Source organism: Paenibacillus baekrokdamisoli, assembly GCF_003945345.1.
In the GTDB taxonomy this organism is placed as follows: domain Bacteria; phylum Bacillota; class Bacilli; order Paenibacillales; family Paenibacillaceae; genus Paenibacillus_Z; species Paenibacillus_Z baekrokdamisoli.
In genome coordinates, this window is sequence record NZ_AP019308.1 from 3,786,331 (window position 1) to 3,807,324 (window position 20,994).

Annotated in this window: 11 protein-coding genes; 1 reads left to right on the forward strand and 10 read right to left on the reverse strand. The window is 46.8% G+C overall.

All coding sequences use genetic code 11. The features are described from left to right. Positions 1–8: 8 nt before the first annotated feature. The 5 genes from EKN16_RS16980 to EKN16_RS17000 form a co-directional block, all read right to left on the reverse strand. Positions 9–4,181, reverse strand: coding sequence for a DUF4082 domain-containing protein (locus EKN16_RS16980; protein ID WP_125659644.1), 4,173 nt, complete (start codon positions 4,179–4,181; stop codon positions 9–11). 84 nt (positions 4,182–4,265) lie between these two features. Continuing rightward, the gene (gene ilvD, locus EKN16_RS16985) at positions 4,266–5,984 is read right to left on the reverse strand and encodes a dihydroxy-acid dehydratase (RefSeq protein WP_125666363.1); all 1,719 of its coding nucleotides are present in this window, start codon (positions 5,982–5,984) and stop codon (positions 4,266–4,268) included. A 31-nt stretch (positions 5,985–6,015) separates the two neighbouring features. Then, positions 6,016–7,503 carry a M81 family metallopeptidase gene (locus EKN16_RS16990; protein ID WP_125659647.1) on the reverse strand — a complete coding sequence of 496 codons (1,488 nt, stop codon included), beginning with the start codon at positions 7,501–7,503 and terminating at the stop codon, positions 6,016–6,018. A gap of 41 nt (positions 7,504–7,544) precedes the next feature. Next, positions 7,545–9,020, reverse strand: coding sequence for a sialate O-acetylesterase (locus EKN16_RS16995; RefSeq protein WP_125659650.1), 1,476 nt, complete (start codon positions 9,018–9,020; stop codon positions 7,545–7,547). A 432-nt stretch (positions 9,021–9,452) separates the two neighbouring features. Next, positions 9,453–11,360 carry a glycoside hydrolase family protein gene (locus EKN16_RS17000; RefSeq protein ID WP_125659652.1) on the reverse strand — a complete coding sequence of 636 codons (1,908 nt, stop codon included), beginning with the start codon at positions 11,358–11,360 and terminating at the stop codon, positions 9,453–9,455. A gap of 633 nt (positions 11,361–11,993) precedes the next feature. Here EKN16_RS17000 and EKN16_RS17005 point away from each other — a divergent pair. Then, on the forward strand, positions 11,994–12,659 hold the full coding sequence (locus EKN16_RS17005; RefSeq protein WP_125659655.1) for a GntR family transcriptional regulator: 666 nt from the start codon (positions 11,994–11,996) through the stop codon (positions 12,657–12,659). A 207-nt stretch (positions 12,660–12,866) separates the two neighbouring features. Here EKN16_RS17005 and EKN16_RS17010 read toward each other — a convergent pair whose 3' ends face one another. The 5 genes from EKN16_RS17010 to EKN16_RS17030 all read right to left on the reverse strand — a co-directional run bounded on the left by EKN16_RS17010 (position 12,867) and on the right by EKN16_RS17030 (position 20,896). Next, the gene (locus EKN16_RS17010) at positions 12,867–17,567 is read right to left on the reverse strand and encodes an S-layer homology domain-containing protein (RefSeq protein WP_125659658.1); all 4,701 of its coding nucleotides are present in this window, start codon (positions 17,565–17,567) and stop codon (positions 12,867–12,869) included. 8 nt (positions 17,568–17,575) lie between these two features. Further along, a complete protein-coding gene (locus tag EKN16_RS33765) occupies positions 17,576–17,734 on the reverse strand; it encodes a glycoside hydrolase family 99-like domain-containing protein (RefSeq protein WP_125666365.1) in 159 nt (52 codons plus the stop codon). Then, positions 17,694–18,518: a carbohydrate ABC transporter permease gene (locus tag EKN16_RS17020; protein ID WP_125659661.1), complete on the reverse strand. Its 825-nt coding sequence runs from the start codon at positions 18,516–18,518 to the stop codon at positions 17,694–17,696. Before EKN16_RS17020 ends, EKN16_RS33765 begins: the two co-directional genes overlap by 41 nt. After that, positions 18,518–19,396 carry a carbohydrate ABC transporter permease gene (locus EKN16_RS17025; protein WP_125659664.1) on the reverse strand — a complete coding sequence of 293 codons (879 nt, stop codon included), beginning with the start codon at positions 19,394–19,396 and terminating at the stop codon, positions 18,518–18,520. The genes EKN16_RS17020 and EKN16_RS17025 overlap by 1 nt, the downstream gene beginning before the upstream one ends. 114 nt (positions 19,397–19,510) lie before the next feature. Beyond that, positions 19,511–20,896, reverse strand: coding sequence for an ABC transporter substrate-binding protein (locus EKN16_RS17030; RefSeq protein WP_125659668.1), 1,386 nt, complete (start codon positions 20,894–20,896; stop codon positions 19,511–19,513). Between the last annotated feature and the right edge of the window lie 98 nt (positions 20,897–20,994).

Here is a 20,994-nt window from a genome sequence, read left to right on the forward strand (position 1 = left end):
CTCCCAGCCTATGGCACTAAAATCGCGGATAAAGCTTGGGCATACCAGCGAATCAGGAAATCATTCGGATGGTTGATATTGTTCCCAGTCATATCACGGAAAAGCTTGGTATTCAAGAGCTCCTGGTGCACTCCCGTCATGTCCTCAAGAACGGTGCCCGTATTCTCTGTCGTTAGCTGCTGCAGCACCGCCTTATAATTTGCCTGCAGCCCGGCATATTCCGATTCCGAATTAGCTAATGTTGGCGCAACCAGAATAAATTCCGCATTCGGATTCAGCGTTCTCACATTGCTCATCATTGATTGAATATTGCTCTTAAAGGTAGCTGGAGTCACATTTCCTGTTCCGTCATTCATTCCAAAAGCTATTATCACAAGGTCCGGGGTTTCTTGAGAAACGAGAGAAGCTACATTTGCTGCTCCCCATGCGGAATTCTGACCTGAGACAGACGGATTACGAAATGTAATGACCGAAGAGTAGCTGGCCTGCAGCTTTTGTACAGCAAGGAGGCCCCAGCTTGGCATGTATGGCGAAACTCCCACAGTACTACTGGCATTCAATCCTACAGAAATGCTGTCTCCAAAAAGACTTATTTTTAGAGGCTGTCCATTTATCAGCTTATTTGTCGTAATAGGCAAATTAGTTCCTTGATAGGTTGGGATAGGCCCCAACCACACATTCGAATGATGTGTATAGGTAACAACTAGCTGGCGATCGTGGAAGTAATGACCTTCACAGCCCAATACGCTGCCACCACCTACCTTACCTACCAAGAAACACCCTGTTGGAGCCGATACCGGATAAAATTCTGTGCTGTTCATATAGGCAGCTGCCGAGCCTGATGTCAGTTTAATTGTATTCGTTGAGCTATCGTAGGTCCAATCCGTACCCTGCACATATGTCGTTCCTAGCAGGGCATCCTTTACTGTCATGCTGCTAGGATTGGTCGGTACGAATAACAGCTTTGCTTCGGGCAGCTCAGAGCTTGTTGAGACCATAAGCAGAGACTCGTTATACATCGTCGTTCCTGACCAGAACGGAGTCATTAATTGAGTGAAGTTAAACGACTGTGCGCCTGCCAGTGTCATACCACTCGTTACCTTGGATAGCTCTGATGTATTCGGAATGTTGTCAGATGCCTTCATTGCAAAGAAATAAGTTGTGCTGGCATTTAAACCAGGCACAGTAAAGCTTTGAGATATGCCTGCCGCAAGCGGCACAGGTTCTCCAGAAACCTGCGTCGCGTTTGCCCAGCTTGCATCAGTGATAGGAGAAGTTGAATAACGGATATCATAGGTCGATGCTGTCCCGTAACTGCCATCCCCTCCCGTTGCTGTCCAGTTCAACACTGCCGAGTTAGCAGTAACGGAGCTTACCTTTAAATCTGCTATAAGGGCTGGAGGCATCGTGTCTCCGTTCTGCACAAAAACGATATCTCGAAAGTAATTGCTGTTATGATAAGTGCTGGTTGGGATAGATCCCAACGTAGTGGAGAATACGCCGCTCCCAGCATAAGTGATTAGGTTCCCATTATTAATGGGACTGTTAAAGCCATAATCTGACCAAGCATAGTATTTATCCGTGCTATTCGACACATCTACTATATATTCGGTATTGGCATTAATACTCAGAGGCGTTGGTAGTGTGAATTCTCTCCAGCCCACAGTACCGGACGTAATGTTCCATGTATAGGGTCCAGAAACTATAGAGCTATCAGACACTCGCCAAATCCGTACCGCATGATCACCATTTTCTACTGCGTTCGTATAAATTCTTACTTTCGTAATGATTCCATCCATACTCGTTTTAAACTTGGTTCCTAATTCGGCTTGCGTATCCGACATGAAAGTGCCGGGAGTCTGTGTCGTCAATATAGTCTGTAAGGGTGTAAAAACGATATCCCGGAAATAGTTGTTATTGTTGTAAGTGCTAGTTGGCATTGACCCCAATATGGTGTTGAATACACCACTTCCCGTATAAGTGATTAAATTATTGTTATTAATGGGGCTGTTAAAGCCATTGTCTGAAACAGCAAAGAACTTATCTGTACTAGACGATACGTCCACAATATAATCCGTATTGGCGGCAATGCTGAGCGGCGTTGGCAGTGTAAATTCCTTCCAGCCTGTCGTACCGGATGCAAGGTTCCATGTGTAAGGTCCCGCCAGTACAAAGCTATCAAACACCCTCCAAATGCGTACTGTATGATTGCCACTCTCCGTTGCATTCGTGTAAATTCTAACTTTGCTTATCGTTCCAGAAACACTTGTCTTAAATTTCGTGCCCAATTCAACTTGTTGTGTATCCTGAAAGTAAGTTCCAGGCGTTTGCGTGGTGAGGATTGTCTGCATGTTAAGATCTCTGATCTCAGGATCCCAAGCAACCTTATCGTTATTGGAATTAGCTTTAGCGTTCACTACAAATGAGATTGTATCTCCCGTTGCCACATCTACTTGAATATCATGATTTAGGCCAGTTGAATTGTTATAAGCAATCGTACCTGACCAAAGTGGCGTAGGATCACTATTCTTAATAATCCTGATATCTACCCCATCACCTCCACCTGTATCCAATTTGTAAGCGGAACCAATAATTTCGATCCTCTTATTGGATGGTGCTACCCATTGACGAGAAACTTCCTTGCCTGCATCGGGATGCAGCCAATTATCACCAATATAAGCTACACTACCTGGAACATGCCAATCTCCCTTTTCCCAGGAGGTCGGGATCGCATTCTCCCATGCCATGTTCGTTTGAACGCCATTCACAAGATAGTACCATCCATTTGTCCCTTGAGTACTGTCAAATTCGGTCGAAGCGTAATGAACAATATTCCCGTTTTGCAGCATGACCGTATTATTAGAAATCGTATAGCTCTTGGGCATGAACTGCCCATATGCAGGGACTCTTTCATCAATATCATTTAATGCTTGTGTGGCTGATGCTTTAATAATCGTATTGCCCGAGATCGTTCCCCCGTTATTCTCATTGAAGCCGTGTACTAAAAATGCAGCGTGTAGACCGTCACTTTTAATCCCGTTATTAGAGAATGTATTATTGATTAAGCTTGTATTTACATTATCCACTCCGCCGCTCCAGCCTGGATTCCTGAAATACATCACTGCTTCATCATCGTTATCATGAATATAGCTATTCTTTACAGTTACATTGTTGTTGAGCCCTTCATAATCAATCCCCACTCCATCTGGACTATTAGGAGATTTCGTATAACCAATATCAATATTATCTGCCGTGAACTTATGCACCGCATTAAATTGCAGCCCTGCAGTCCCCCAGGTCATGCCGCTCAATCCCGAACGGAGAATCGTACTGTTGGTCATGCTCCCAATAGGCGTCCCCACATAATTGTAATTTATTCCTGTCAGCTGTATACCTTCCCTATAGGAATCCGTTGCCGTAACCCTATCAATAGCCACATTGTCCGCATGCCTGATCTCCAAAGGACCATCTGTATATTGAATTGTATTATTTTTGATCGTTACATTTTGCAATCGACTGCCCGTTGATCCCAAGTAAGTGTAAATCCCTACGGAATAAGGCATAATTTGCAAAGCAGGTAATCTATTTTCGGCATATGGATAAGGAGTAAGCGGCCATTTTACAATATCATGTATATAACAGTTCTCTATCCACAAGCCGTCCCGTGTACCCGGAGAATCATTCATATAAACAATTCCACTTTTAACATAAGCCACTTCTAGGCCATTGATTTTCCACCCCGCAGTATTCAATAATCGAACACCCCAAAGTATGCCATTATTCGCTAGATTACTAGGATCTGCAGCAGGAACTGTCGCCTGAGAGCTGTAAGGATAAATTTTCGGTTTATTTCCAGTGCCATAGGAAGAGAGTGTTATCCAATTCGTTGAGGAGCCATTTCCCTTTAAGTCAAGAAATTGACCGCTCCAAGTATCACCAGATTTAAGTAAAATGCTATCCCCAGCAGCAAAAGTGATCGAGGATACTTTGGTAAGGGTTTTCCATGGAGTCGAAGTACTTGTGCCGTTATTAGTGTCACTGCCTGAGGTACTCACATAATAGGTTGCAGCGTAAGTTCTAATTGAGGAACTAAATACTCCAAGCAGCACAAAAGTTACTAGAAGGGCAACTACCATACACCAAAATTTAATACTGGTTTTTAAGGATACATGAAATGTCATTGGATAACCTCTCTTCTATGGAAGTGAAAATCCGTAACCATTCAAGAGCCATGCTTATGCATGACTCCTTCTCCCTTTTCCCTATTAACTCGTAGATCCGCCTTCCAAAGCTGGACGAGCGGAGCGCGTGTACTGCGCTAAAGCGCCGCGGTGATTAAACACCGGTGCAGCCCATTGCGCTTTTCTTTCTTGCAGAATGCTCTCGATTTCTTCACTTGATTTGGAACCGTCAACCGTACCAACAATTGCAATGCTGCGATTAGGAATATCTATGCAAACGAGATCACCGGTTGCAATGAAGGCAATCGGGCCGCCATCCAACGCCTCTGGACATACATACCCGACACATGGCCCTCGTGTAGCTCCAGAGAATCGTCCATCCGTTACAAGCGCTGTTGTTTTGGAAAGAACAGGATCAGAAGCAATCAATTCAGAAATGAAGAACATTTCAGGCATTCCGACTGCTTTGGGACCCTGATAACGGATCACAATTATATCCCCAGGAACAATAATTTTACGAACCAGTGCATCAACAGCATCCTCTTCGTTTTCAAAAACCTGTGCTTTTCCCGTGTGTACCTGCATTTCTTCAACCACTGCGAATTTTTTAATCGTTGACCCGTCAGGAGCAAGATTACCCTTTAATACGGCAAGCGCGCCTTCTGGTTTTAGCGGTTTTTTAATGGAATAGACCAGATCCCGTTTATTTAATTTATAATTGGCTAGAAACATTTCCGCAAAACGCGGCATTTCATTCGCTTTGAAATCCTGAAGGTTTTCACCTAAAGTTTTTCCCGTAACCGTAAGCACATCTAAATTTAAATGTTCCCTCAGCTCTTCCATTACAAATGGAACCCCACCTGCATACCAGAACAGCTCAGTAGGATAATGGCCAGCTGTCTTCGTATCCACAAGAACAGGAATTTCCCGATGAATACGATCAAATTCTTCTGCCGTGAGCGTAATCCCGACCTCCCTAGCAATAGCAATCAGATGCATAACTGCATTCAGCGAACCGCCGATAGCGGAATGAATCATAATGGCATTCTCAAACGCCGCTTTAGTAAGAATACGCGATGGGGTTATGTTCTTTTCCGTTAAGTACATGATTTGTTGTCCAACTGATCTGGCTGCTTTGCGAATTTCCGCATTCGTTGCTGGAATTAGTGCTGTCCATGGAAGGGCTAAACCAAGAGCTTCGGACATTACCTGCATGGTTGCCGCCGTTCCCATATATTGGCAGGCACCGCAAGTAGGGCAGCAAGCACGCTGGAATGCCAGAAACTCCTCTTTCGTCATTTTATTCTCCTTGACCTCGACGCTCATATGCCAAAGTTCTTCATTGGATCGCATACAAGGTCCCGCTCCCATTGCTCCACCAGGGAGATGAATGGCAGGAATGTCCAAGCGGGCAATGGCCATTAAATGTGCCGGAACCGCTTTGTCACCCGCAGAAGTTAACACCATAGCATCAAAAGGGGTTGCCAACGCATGTATTTCGACCATGGAGGCAATCAAATCTCTAGATGCTAAGGAATAATGCATGCCGTTATGTGCTTGGGCAACGCCGTCGCAAATATCCGTTGCCGTGTAAATTGCCGGCTTGCCGCCTCTTTGCAAAACTCCCTTTTCCATTTCGTCGACCAATTCACCTAGATGATAGGAGCTGGGATGGCTCGATCCTTGTGTACTCTCCACAAGCACCTGAACCTTATCTAAATCCTCAACGGTCCAATCCATCGACATCCTTAGTGCATCACCTTCAAAGCTGATTTTCCGAACATTTTGACTTTTTAATTCCATAGCATCCACCTTCTCATTCAGAGTTGACATATCAATTTCCTTTCCAGTTAAAGTCATCATCATATGGATAGAAGGGACGGGATATTTTATCGAAATGCAAGGTCTTCAGGTTTGCCGTGCTCACACCCGGAGTATCTAATATATAAATGTGTTTCGATACTTTCTCATACTCTGCACGGAACTGATTGGCAGACTTCACTAGAACCAGATCAGCATCAAGCGGCTCCAATCCAACTGATCGGTACATCGCTGGATCGCCTGTGAATACTGGATTTTCCGAGATTAGCAGCGAAATCTTATCTATCTGCAGGACAACACTGCGCCCCATATGCCCGAGAGTATCCGCCGCAAATCCTCCCTTAAACGTAAAGATGCCGTCACTGATTTTCTTCACGATACCTTTAACCGTTATTGGCTGGCCTTGATTAACATTCAATGTATAGCCAATCTTTAATTCAACCGTACTGCCTACGCCCATTTGTATAGCCTCTGCTACGGCAGGAGCATCGACTACACTAAGCAGACAATGAAGCTGCTTTTGGACATTAGCCTTCAAAAGCTCGGCAAGCACATAATTGCTATCCCCTGTTGCCCCAGCTCCGGGGCTGTCCGCAGAATCCGAAAAAACAATTGGACTTAGGCTCCTATCTTCTAGTGCCATAGCAATCACTTCGGCTGTTTCGTATAATTTAATATCAAATTCATGCCGCATTGCCCATGCAAAATCGCATAACCGCTCTACTTCAATGCGCCCCTCCTCAGGATTCTCACAAACTACAACAACGCCAAAGCCCAATTCATCGACATCAAGCCATGGCTGTACTGGGAACAAGGAAGTAACGATAGAGCGACCTGCTTGCTCGCCTTTTTGTGCCTCCATGAATAAATCAGCCATCGGTCCATGGGTATTCTGCATATTCTCAGCGGGAAGAATCATCGGAATTTTCTTAAAGACAAGATGGGTTTTTACTTTCTTATGAATAATCGAAAAGAGCAAACTAGCTGCATGATAACCCGTTTCAAAAAAATCAATATGCGGGTACGTTTTGTACCCAATAACTCCATCTATATTCGAGATCATTTGCTTAGTCAGGTTCGCATGATTGTCTAGTGTTATTACAATTGGGATATCCTTGCCTACCTCAAGTCGGACTGCCTCCAGCATATCTCCCTCTACATCATCGCAATCCTCACCAGCCATCGAACCATGAAAAGCTAACAGAATTCCATCGCATTTACCTGCTTTTTTAATTTGATTCAACAAAGTCGTCTTCAACTGCAGCCTGGAATGGTTCTCAATTTTCCCCCAGGATACTGCATTGGCATACATAGTGGGTACGATCTCTACAGCTTGCTCCTTGCAAGCCTGGATAAATCCGCTAATCTCATTCTGGCTCTCACTTAAACTCAAAACATCATGATCTACCACATAATTGTGACTATAAAAATGACTTATATTGCTTTTAAGCGGACTAAAAGTATTGCTTTCCTGCATAATTCCACCAATTATAATTCTCATAAATGTTCCTCCACTAAAACAATTTTATCTTTATCCTACTCTTACTGCCTCTCTTCTCTTTTGGTACGAAATGGACCCGCCGGAAGACCGAAGCTATTAACCAAATTTGCTTCTGTGTAATTGGCCCAGCCGTAGCGGACAGCCAGAGGATTCACTATTTGGTCACTCCAAACCTCCACAGTAGCTCCTTCGATAACAGCTTGGGCGGAAACATATTCGTTCGTTTCATCTGCAATTTCGAAGCCAATTAGTTGATTACCTCTAGCTTCAAGCCCATTGCCGGTATGATCAAAGTGCAGGATTATCTTGTTATGATCTATAAGATAGTCTTTGTAAACCGGGCCCGAGCTTTCCACCGGCTGCTCGTAAACACGCTCAAGTGCTAAAAGCGCCAACCGCTCGCCAACTGGCTTTTTGTTCGTAGGATGGATATCCTCCAAATCCCCGCAATCCAAAGCCACGACCATCCCTGTATAGGGAACCTGCTCCGTAACAATTAATTGCGATTCTCGCAGCAGCGGCCATTCCTTGCCATTTGCATTCCCCCCGTTACCAAATGCGGGCAGCTGTACAAACAAAAACGGCAGCATGGAATGATGCCAAATCGTCCGCCAATGACTAATCATTGCTGTCAGCAGCTTGTCATAAATCAAAGGTCTATGGGCATCACTCTCACCTTGATAGAAAAGAACTCCCTTCAGAGCGAAAGGTACGACGGTAAGCAGCATGGTGCTATATAAACCAAAGGGTCTAAGGAAATAGTGCGGATTCATGGGAGCTGCCGGAAAGTCACCTAGCTCCTTCTCTCTCAGACCTGCTGCAAATCTACGGTCATATTCGGCAATCTGCTCCTTATAATGCGCTTCTTTAGCCGCAAAAACGTCCCAATCAAAATTCTCAATTTGCTCGTTATATTCATCTGCATAAATACGCAGATCATCATCATGTGTCAAAACCTGCTCCGATACCCAGCAGGCGATAGAAGTGCCTCCCCAATTGCAACCGATAATTCCAATGGGAATGCCCAGTTCAGTAATAATTCCCTTTGCGAAATAATAGGCAACTGCCGAAAATGCTCCAGCATGCTCTGGTGTGCAGACCTTCCATGAAGGGCTATGTACGATTCCATCCTCATAGGATACTCTTGGTACATCGTAAAAACGAAAATCTGGAATATGGCTATCAACTATCTCAGCTTGTGCATGATCCGTTTGAGCAAGGGACCACTGCATATTCGATTGCCCACCGGCAAGCCAAACATCGCCAATAAGTACATCTCGAAATACAATGAGCTGATTGCCCGCTTCAATAATAAGCTCATACGGGCCGCCTGCCTTTTCAGCAGGAAGATCCGCTCTCCAACAGCCGTTTGCAACAACGGCCTCTGTCTGCTTGCCATGAAACTGCAGCTTAACTACCATTCCATCAAGACCAGTTCCCCAAACGGGGATTGTCGCTTCTCTTTGCAGCACCATATGATCACTAAACACAGCATTTACACGCACTTCTGCATTCACTAATTAACCCCCCAGAGTTAAGCCATTCATTTACTCTTTTGTATGACAAGATTGGGATAGGTTCAAAACAAACCCATCCCAAATTGCTTATTTATTTTATTTATTTAGTAGAAGCGTCTTTCCATGCTTTGTCCATTGTGTCTACAAATTGTTTTGTATTCTTTTGACCTGATACAGGAAGAGGGAAGAATCCAAGGCGAACATCCGGACTAATCTTTCTTATGCCGCCCAGATCCCAATCTTGAGAACGCTTCCAATCCAGATGAATCAGCTACAAAGCCCTTAGCAAGAAACCCTTTAATATCGCCAGTCCATAGCTGGTAAACATCGATTCCATCACCCGCATTTAATATTGGAATACCGGCTCCTGGAATTCCACCTCTTTCATTAGCTGGAGCCGGTTTAATTCACCATGGATAACATGGATAAGAGCTAAATAGTTAGGAAATCCAATGAATCACAAACCAAATTCCCTTCTAACTGTTCTAACGTAACGGCATGATAGCCTCCAGCAAGCGGCGTACTTTCATAAATGATACTGGATTCCACATCAATGGAATGCGTTAGATCTATGGTTTGCAGCAGCTGGCCGTCTAAGTATAAGTTGAATTTGCCGAGTTCTGGACCTCTAGGACTCCAAAGCTTGAAATCCGCACCCACGTAATTCCATTTCACAATACTTCCGGGCTCTGATGTCTTATAGCCAAACCCGAAACGAAATAAATTATTTTTCAGCAGCTTCCATTGATTGATATCAGCATCCGCAACCATACTAGCCTCGCCAGCACCAATGAGTCCTTCTGTAGCGAGGTATGGAAGCCAGCACATTTCCCCCGCTCTGTCGATTGTCATTCTGCGAACAAAGAGGTTATTGCCCTTTTCCGCCAACAATCCAATTCTCCCCGCACGAACAGGGATTATGCCGTTCCATACCTGTTTGTTGTTGATCGTTATATTGGTTTCTGTGAGGGTGCATGAAACTTGAACAGTATCTTCACCTAATACAGCCTCGGCATAGTCACCGCTTGCCCATATTCGAGTTTCTCCGAGATTAGTGATTTCCTTCAGCTGCCAGCGGCTATGCTCCCACTCGAGTATGATCATTTCATTCAGCATCAATGGATGTAAGGTCGCAGCAGCCGTAGTAATATTCGGCCCGATCGGTGCACCATGTGCCCAGAACAAAGCCTTTTTCCCCTTCGCTATCACTTCTGCTTCAATAACGAATTCTTCATAATGCCTCTGTAAGAAGGTTACCGCGGAACCATTAGGTGCTGAGAGATAGAAGCCCTCTCCTTTATCCAGCTGATCCCATCTGCACTGAGCTAAATTAATCGTTCCACAATCCTCAGCAACAGCCGTTTTTGCAGGGTACATGACTTTGAAATCCCCATTGTCTATAATCCCCGCAAAAGCCTGTCCCCAAATGCCTTGGCTTTCATTTTCCGCATCAACAGCATGCCAAACCGATCCGTATTTATAAATCTCCCAAGCCTCTGGAAGGTCAGCCTTTTCCTTCAATGCACGATAAATGACTTGGAAATTACGATTTAAGGCAACTGAGGTGAAAGGACAATATACATAATCTTGATCTTGGAAAGCTGGGAAAAACTCCACGATGGGTGGATGAAACACTTTACTTTGTGGATATACCAGAAATTGAGGAGGACCGTAAGGACCTTCAGGTTTATCCGCATGCAAGACGACTAGCGCCCATGTGCCTCCCCAGTTACCTGGGGTACTCATCATCGCAATGATGATCCAGTCATTCTCTCTTTTTATTAAGGAAGAAGAATAGATTCGTTTATATCGATTCAAAAGCAGCGGTTGATTCAGTTCTGCATGTAGTGGCGTGTCTGTTATTACAAATGGTCCGTCTGGCGTATCTGATCTGGCGTATCCTAAGCCTCCATTAATATTGTCTGGATCTGCCCAACCAAATATCGCATGATACACACCATTATCATAGTTAACGCACATGTCTGCGACACCGCCAACAAAACCATCGATACTGACATATCCTTCTTTACTGCCCTCTAAGACGGTACCAATATCCGTCCAGGTGACTCCGTTGTCAGTGGATTTGTAAGCAATACAATGCAGTCCTTTGTCGACTCCCCTTGGTGGCCAATAGCCTTTATAGTAAAGCGTCGCGTATATGTATAAATGCTGCGAAATGGGATCCTTGAATAACGTTCCGTTAACGGGCCATTCAAATGGTACGGACCCCTTATGTACAGGGTTTTGAGCATATCTTTCAAAAGTATCAAATGATGCGTCTCCTATTATAGGATGTCGGAACCATAAGTCCTTGTTTTCAAATAATGCCAGGTTATTCATCGTTTTATCGCACGCCCCTTCAAGTAACTGTCCTTAGCATAAAATCAATTTGTTAGATTGTCAACATTCTTAATGTAAGAAAATATTGTTGCCTGTCATCAGAATATTACTCGAATCTTTTGCATAGCTAGACCTTATCTGATTCTTCCAATCCACTCCTATCTAGTCTCATTTAGTCTATCAGTTAAGGAAAATTATTCATGCATGTAGCTTATTATATTCGTTGTAACTTTGTCTACAATCTTATTGCTGTGTTGTTTACTTTTTGTTATTTATCCTATACTATTTAAATAAAGAGATATTATTACGGCTCTAAACTGTAATCAGTGCTTGCCAACACGAAACAAAAGCGAAGCGGACGGAATCGTTCTGAAGAAGCGATAGCGTTCGCCTTTGTCTCCGTATTTCTACCCCTAAGGGATAGAATCAAGAAATAGGGAGACAACAGCGATCGTAAGAATGATCCGTCCGCGAAGCGGCCTTCTACGCACAATGCTTCGAATTTAAGCACTTTTTTTAGTGTTGAGCCAGTATTATAGTCAGGTGAATCTTTTTCCACTTTAATGGATAATGGCCATAAAGTTACATCTATAGTAGAATGAAGTAAATTTTTAATTAGAGGGAGTATATTCAATGACCGAATTTCGATTTGATGAACAAAAAACGACTTCTTTACGCCATAAAATTACCGATGATATCCGTAGAGCCATATTTCAGGGGAAAATAAAACCCGGTGATCGTATTCGCGAAGTAGACATGGCTAAGCAGATGGGAATAAGCCGCGGCCCGATTCGCGAAGCAATGCGCACGCTGGAACAAGAGGGAATTCTCAACTCTCAGCCTTACAAGGAAACGATGGTGGCGGAAATCTCCGCTGAAGAGGTGTTAGAGATATTAATTCCCATTCGTTTAACGATTGAACTATTTGCTATACGTAAAGCACTACCTAATATTGATTCTGAGAAAATTGAAAAACTGGCTGGGATTATTGCTGAAATGAAGGAGGCTAGCGCGCAGAAGAATTTATATAAAATTGTAGACTGTGACCTGCTTTTCCACGAATACTTAGTTTCTCTTTCGGACATGCCCAATTTAATAGGAACATGGTCCTCTATTTTCAACCGCATTCGTCTTCACTTTATTATGCAGGGCCAAACCTATGAAGAATTGAATATTCTGTGGAAGACACATGAAAAACTGCTGGAAACAATTAAGGAAGGGGATTTGGCTGCAATCTCTGCCGAACTTACTAGTCATATTAAAGATTCCAATCTCGGTTTTTTGAAGACACATGTTTAAATAAGAACTGCTGAACGAATCTCAATGGACAAATGGCAACCACTGCAACAAAATACTACAGAAGAATGTCTCCTCGGTTGCCGCTTTTCTTTTTTAGGAAAAAACTAAACGACCACTCCCCGGTATAGTACCGAGAAGCAGCCGTCGCTTAAAGCCTTTTATTATTGTCTACTAGACAGGGGTATGGCCACTAACCTTGTTGATAAGTCATGATCCGTTCAAGTTCAACAGCCTAATAATAGCCACCGCAGCTTGCGCCCGTGTGACGACGCCCTTCACATCAAAGCGATTGCCGCCCACACCTTGCAACAGTCCCGCATCTACAGCGGTCGCCACATATCGTACCGCCCACTCCGGAATCCGGTCGACATCACTAAAGGAAAGAGAAGATCTCTCGGCATCTAACTGCACCTGCAATCCGGATGCCCGGACAAGGAGCGCCGCCAGCTCCGTCCTAGTTATTGTCGCTTGCGGACGGAAAGTGCCGTCGGCAAAACCCGTGATCAGCCCTTGCTCCACAGCTTGTGCGACATATGGCTGTGCCCATTTGGCAATGCTGCCGGCATCGGCGAACGTAACCGCTGCTGTATCGTTTGGTGGGAGCTTCAACGCACGTACTAGCATGGCGATGAATTCCGACCGGCTTACTTCCTTGTCTGGCTTGAATGTACCATCTTCATATCCGGTAATTATCCCGAGATCGACAGCCTGGCGTATGCTGTCCGCAGCCCAGTGGCTGTCCGGTACATCAGTCAGCTTGACTTTGCCATCCGGGTGCTGACCCGGCTCAGTTCCCGGATTTGTATCCGGCACCTTACCTGGGTCCGTGCCCGGATTCGTACCGGTTACAGAATCTGGATTCTGCGGATTTACGACCGAAGCGACAGAGAATCGGACCTCATAGATAGTTGTCGTTATTCCGTCCTCCGCCGTCACTTGAATAACCGCCTTGCCTGTTGTTGATCCGGCCTGCGTGACCTTGACCTCCGCCTTCTCCTGCATGGCCTCCACTGCGACAGTCGGCACAGCCGTTGTACCCGCAGGAAGCTGGATATCATAGCCCGTTTTCCCCGAATCGAACCCTTGAAGCGGTCTTCCGGTCACAGCAATCCCTTTCAATCTCGCGTCGTGAGACTTGTTGTCCATGTACACTTCTATTGCGCTAACTCGGGCAATTGCCAGCGTATCCCCTTTGTAGCAGATCACCCGAATTTTCTCCGTTACAACTTCCGGGATCAGTGCCTTAACTGCCTCAGATTCATTACCCTTAACGGAATAAAGTGAGACCCAGTGCTCTCCGTCCCAATATTGGACATCAAAATCCTTCATTTGGAAAGCCTTGGTCGAGTAGATCTCGACATGATTGAAAGCAGTCGGCTGCTTGAATTGCACCTCCAGCCATTGCGGATTGGCGTAAGACGTCCCGCCATCCAAGCCTGACGTCCATCCGGTCCAATCCCCATGCTGGCTCGTAATCGCCTTGATCGGACGATAGTCGTTGGCGTAATCCGTAGAGGATGCCGTGACAGTCGCCCCCTCGAAAAGCGGATTGACGATGACGTCGTTGAATACAATCGTATAATCATAGGTTCCGCTGACTCCTGAGCCGTCCAAGGCGATTGCGACCACCTTCACGGATCCTTCCTGGAGCAGTTGAACGATGCCGGTATCACTGATTTTTGCCTTGTCGGTAGGGGTAACGCCATCCGACTCATAAACAGCCCATTCCACTCGCTGATCAAGCGAATTGTCAGGATCGAAATAGGCAAGCAGTTGACGTCTTCCCCCATCCTTAATCGTAATGTGCCGGGTCAAGGCAGGCGGCTCGCTCTTGTCCTGTCGGGTAAGAATAACCGTCTTAGAAGCGATCGTTCCGCTGCCATCCTTGGAAGCAGCCGTGACGCGAACGATACCGTTCCCTATCGCCGTCAGCAAACCGCTTGCATCAATGGATGCCAAAGCAGTATCCGAGCCGCCCGGGTTGATGACGTTCCAATTCACATTGTCCGTCCTGTCGCTGCCAGCAATATTCGCCGTCATCTGAAGCTTGCCATGCTGCGTGAAAATCGTTGTGGCATTGTTCTCGCTGGACACGATCAGCTTCGGCGCAAGAGCGGATTTGGCCGAGGTGACAAGCAATATCCAATCTTCCTTATCCGGCTTCTCGGGAACAGTCCATTCACCGCCAATTGGAATCACTTGATCGGAGATCAGCGCATATTCGCCCGTCCTTGTGTCGTACCATTGCGCTTTATACGTTGTATCTGCCATCTGCCTCAGCTTCCCTGTTCGCTTCGAACGATCAGCGAAGTAGGCGACATACGTACGGTTGCCGTCGACGCTCAGGAACGATTGGGAATCGGCAGCGAAGTCCGCATACCCGGTATTGCCGAACACCGGCGTCAGCTTCCACCACTCCATATCAGAGTAGAACCGCTTAAAGTAAGTCATCTGGCTGCCCGCCAACGCTTGCAGTCCGTCGAACCAACGGTAGTAAGGACCGTAATGGAACCAATCATCCGGCGAATGCTGGATTGCCCATACTCCTTGAGCGCCATAGCCGAAGCCGAATGAGCCGTTCTGGAATGCAATGTACGGCGCGGTGCGCGACTTTTCAGTCGTCACCCCGTTGTGCTCGTAGCCCGTTTCATAAGTCACAATAGGCTTGATTGTCGGATACGCCATATACGACGCATATAATTCTTTGGTCAAGGTCAGGACTTGAGCCGCAAACCAGGAATGATACGGCTTATCTCCCCATGTCGTCTCGAAAGTCGGCACCACCGCCATATGAGCGGTGAGCGGTTGCTTGTAGCTGTCGCTGTCGTGTATGCCCTGGGCTACAAGCTGCCAATATTTCGGATCAACACCCCCCATTAGCGGGTCAATCTCCTGCGCCGTCGTCCATAATACCGGATAAGCGCCATATCTGGCCTGCCAGTACCTGCCCAATCGCTGAAGCAAATCGGGATCGGTCACATTTAGTACGCTTGTGAAGGTTAGCGCGGCATTCGCATGAACGAGTCCGGCATCCGCGATATATTGAAATTTCCGGTCGATATCCGCAAGCTTGGCCAAGCTGTCCGATTGAATGCCCTGCGTCACATTCAGACCCATCCCGTTGGCATACAGCGGCTCCGATTGATAGACGGTATAGCCTTGGCTGACGCGATGGTCGACCGCATATTTGAATTGCGAATCTATACCGTCGACGTTGGACGATTCGAAGTCTTCGTCCGGCATTAACCAGTGCGTGTCACCTAGATAAAAGAAAGGCGTTTCGTCATTGTACATAAAATAACGCTTGTTTTCGGCTGTTTTGAGAAAACCCCGCTTGTAGATTTCCAGCGGTCCGTCATAAGAAACGGCCGTGAACTTGATCGGCTCACTGCGATTCAAGCCCTCGTCCCCAGTATCGTTCGATGCCGTCGTTACCTTCCATTCTCCAGTTACGGTCGGGGCGAATCTGACTTTCCACGTATTTCTCCCGTCCCAGAAAGCCGGGCGGGTTAGCTCCTCGCCGTTTGGACCCGTGAAGGTGGCGGTCACATCAACGTCCAGGAACGGATTGTCATAGGTTTTCCTGCTTTCGAGCGCCATTTCCAGTTCGCGCCACACTTCCGCCTCGGGCAGAATTACGACGTCAGCTGAACCGGTAATGCCCGAACCATCCGCGACTTCTGCTACTACAGTTACGGTACCCGGCGATTTCGCAGTCAACATACCGGTCGCGGGATCGATTTCCGCTTCACCCTGCGAACCGTTTTTCGAATATACGCTCCATGTTACCGATGGGTCGGTAGTCGTTAAGGGCTGGACATCGGCATGCATTTTTATCGACAGGCCGCTTATAACCTCCAGCTTCGCCGGACCTCTTACCAAGATCCTTTCTGAAGAGATTGGCTGAGAAGAATAGACCTGTAATTCATATAGATTGGCCCAATCGCGAGCCGTAAAACGGACATACCTTCCTTCTGTTCCCTTAGGCAGCAGCGCTCCCAGCTCGTTCGGCTGATGCTCCCCGTCCGTAGCGGCTGCATCCTTCATGTATTCGTATGCGGCACCGTCTCCACTCACGACGGCCGTCCAATGCTCGGCGTCGTCGGACACATAGAGCTTATTGGGCCCGTGCCACATCCGGTTGAACAGCACTTTCACGTAATCGAGCTCAAGCTTCCGACCCAGATCCACATAGAAATCGACCCGTCCGTAGCCGCCCGCCATTGTTCCAAAGTTCCCGTCCGTCAGGTTGGCCGGATCGCCATCGTTAAATTTCATGCCATTGTATCCGATAACCTGAGCCCCCTGAGAGACAATTCTCGATCCGGAAGGCGCTTCACTGTAAGCCGTATTCGGAGCAGAGAGCTCCTGGGAGGAATACACCCCAAATTCATATATATTCGCCCAATCCTTGGAGGACAGACGGACATATCTCCCCTCTGTTCCTTCGGGCAGCAATGCTCCAAGTTCGTTCGGCTGGCTCTCGCCGTCCGATGTGACTTTCATATACTCATGCTGGCCGCCATCGCCGGTGATAACCATCTTCCAGTTCTCGGCATCATCCGAGACATAGATTGTATTGACGCCGTCCCACATCCGATTGAACAGAATATTCACATAATTCAAGGGAAGCTTTTGGCCTAAATCCACATAGAAATCAACAGGTCCATACCCTCCGGACATTGTATTCTCCTTGCCGTCCGTCAAGTTTACTGGATCGCCGTCGTTGAATTTCATGCCATTAAGTCCGACAACGGCAGCTCCTTTGGATATAAGATAGGATACAGCAGGTACTTCGCTGTAAGCCTTGGCTTCTTCCGCACGGATAACTCCCGCGGGAAAAAGCTGGAGCATGAGACTCAGAAGGAGCATAGGAACAGTCCGTCTTATTAGCCGCTTCTTGATCATTATTCGAATCACTCCCCATAATGTTGGAATACGTTTCTAACAGCTTTCAAATAGGCCATACCATGCAGAGTGTCTGGCTCAAGATAACCGCCCTCCGTCCACTCGTTCCAGCATAGATTTGTCCGTTTATCCTTTGACCGAGCCCATAACCAGCCCTTTAAGCATATGTTTCTGCGTCAATACGAACATAAGCAGCAGAGGAAGCATCGCTAGGACGCTGATCGCGAACACCGGACCGAAGTTCGTTGACTGCTTATTGAACATAAATTGCACGATCATCGGCATCAGCGTCATTTTCTCTGGGGAATTGAGGAAGATAAGTGGAGTCAGGAAATCATTCCAGATCCCGTAGACGTTCGTGAGAATGAAAGTACCAGTAGCCGGCAGCAGCAAGGGAAAAATAATGATCCAGAACATCCGGAACGGCCCGCAGCCATCGATATTCGCCGACTCTTCCAATTCACGCGGAATCGACTTGGTGAACGCGGAGTACAGGAAGGAAGCAAATGGAATGAACCCCGCCGTGTACAAGAAAACGAGCAGCACCCGCGTGTTGATCAGATGAAGAAAGGTCGCCAATTTAAACAACGGTATGAGGGAGCCGACCGTCGGAATGATCATACCCGACATGAATACGTAGAAGAAAATCTGGAAAACGCGTTCTTTGCGTCGTGCCAGCGCATATCCAGCCATCGAAGCAACGAAGATCGTAAGCGACAATCCGCCGATCGTGACGAGCAGTGTATTCAATAGACTTCGGAAAAACTCCGTTCCGAGTGCCTGCTTGTAATAATCCAGATACAACCGATCAGGCAGCTGAAGTGGCTTGTAGAAAATGCCGGGCTGCTTAAACGTCATTTCTACCAAGTACAGAACCGGCAGCAAAAAAAGCAGTGCCACTATTAGCAGCATAATTTCCATACCAAGAGAAGCCCGCTTGGAACCATTCATCAGAGTTCAACCTCCCTGCGGCGTGTAGCGGTTAACTGCAGAATGGATACGATGACGATAAAGACCGCCATCACGATGCCGCCAGCGGTGGCATAGCCGTAATTATTGTCCTTGAACGCCGCATTATATACCGCTAGAAAAAGCGTATACGACGATGTGCCAGGACCACCGTTAGTCAGAATATATGGCAGATCGAACAGCTTAAGCGCGCCGACGACCGTAAGAAAAAGCACGATAGACACGGCTGGCATAAGCATCGGCAGCGTAATGTAGCGGAATAATGACCAGCCTCTAGCGCCTTCGATTTCAGCGGCTTCGTACATGTCCTTGGGTATCGCCTGTAGACCGGCCAGATAGATGATGGCACAATAGCCGATCGCCTGCCACTGCGTCAGCAGAATGATTGCCGGGAAGGAGGTCCGCACATTGCCGAGCCAGTCCTCCGTAATGGCTTCAAGTCCGATCTGGTTCAGCACTGCATTAATAAATCCGTCGTATTGCAGCATTTGCCCCCATATGACAGACGCGACAACTAAACTAATAATGACAGGCAAATAAAAAGCAGTCCGAATGAAGGCGCGCGTGCGAAATTGTCGGTTAAGCAATATCGCGACGAGCAGAGCCAGCGAGTTTTGCACGAGGAGGCCGAACGCCGCCATCTTCAACGAATTCACAAGACCTTCCGTCATGTGCGGGTCTTTCCAGATATGCATGTAGTTATCCCAACCGATGAAATTCGGCTTGCCGATTCCATTCCAGTCGGTGAACGAATAATAGATGCTTTGCAGAAAAGGAACATAGAAAAACAATAGGAATATAGCGGCTGCTGGAATTAAAAAAAGACTTGCCGCCATCACCTGCTTTCTCTTCAAATTCATGACCGCATTTCCCTCTCTCTTATGATGATGCGTTCAACCGCAGAGGCTGCGGTTGAACGATAGCGGCTTAACGTCAGGTGCAGATACATTGCATATTCTTATTCAAACAGAAAATCAGGTCTGCGGCAGAACGACTGTCGCTTTATCTTTGTCCATGGCGTCCTGCGCCGCCTTCAGATCTGCTGCATCGAACTTGACGCCGGAGACGACCTTGGTCAGAACGTCAACCATGGCGTTACTCGCGCTGGCCGACATGAATGCGCTTAGGTAGTACGGCAGTGTAAGCCCGCCGCCCAAATACTGCTTGATCGTATCAATTACCGGATCTGTGCCTTTCACGTCTACGTCCTTAAGCATCGGCAGTCCGCCTTCTCCTTCCAGCCATGGCCCCATAATTTCTGGACTCAGCATGAGATTGACCAAGTCCTTGGATTCCTGAACCAACTTGGTCTTAGCGTTGATGCCAAGTCCGGTACCGGAGTTCAGAACCAGGCTTTGGTTACCCTTTTCGTCCATAAACGGAAAGAAACCGATCTGGAACGAATCATACCCGCCTTTTTCGATATTTTCCTTATTTGAAGAAGGCATCCATGGACCTTGAACGATCATCGCTGCATCGCCGGAAGCGAACAGCTGCGCCGATTGAGGCCAATCGATGCTCAGCGCATTTTTGTTGAAATAGCCCTTGCTTTTCATAGCCTCCACGTTCTGATAGACCTTCTGGATGACCGCATCGTCGAATTTGACGGTCCCGTCATACAGCTTCTTACCGTAGTCCGCATCATTCGGGAATGAATACGATTGCAGCCAGGACATCAGAAACATATTAGCAGTCCACAAATCCTTGAATCCGAGCGCGATCGGTGTTTTGCCAGCCGTCTTGATTTTTTCGCAGGCGTCGAGAAATTCCTGCACCGTCTTGGGCACCTGAATGCCCAGCTTGTTGAACAGATCCTGGTTATACCAAATGCCGCCGCCTACGTTGCCAGAGCCCGGCGCTCCATAGAGCTTTCCTTCGTAGGACAAGGTGGGATCTTTCATCGCCGCGTCGGTCATCCTGGAAACCCATGGTTCATTCGACAGATCCATCAAGTTGCCTGCTTTGGCAAAATCGAGCGACTGATAGAAAGTTACATCCGGTGCCGTATCCGAGGCGAATTGCGCTTTCAGCTTATCGAAGTAAGTTGCCCCCAGCGTAATGTCCCATTGAATCGTGGCGTTCGGATACAGCTTCCTGTAGCCGTCCTCGACCGCTTTCTTGAACGCCACTTGATGCGCCCGTTCATCGATGAACCAGGCACCGGCACGAATTGTAAACTTACTCTCTTTGGAAACGCTTGCACTTTGTTCCGTTCCGGAATCCGTTGCATTGCCGCCCGTACTCACTCCAGACTCGGAGCTGCCCGAGCTCCCACCCGAATTTTTGGAATTGCTGCAGCCCGTAAACACGGTAGCTACGAACAGCATCAGAGCACAAAGGATCATCGCCCTCTTTTTCATACCTATACCTTCTCTCAACGAATGATAGCTTACATTCCAAAGTATAATTGCTTTACTCCAAAGCTTGGATGCTTGTATTCGTGTTTATCATCGCTCTA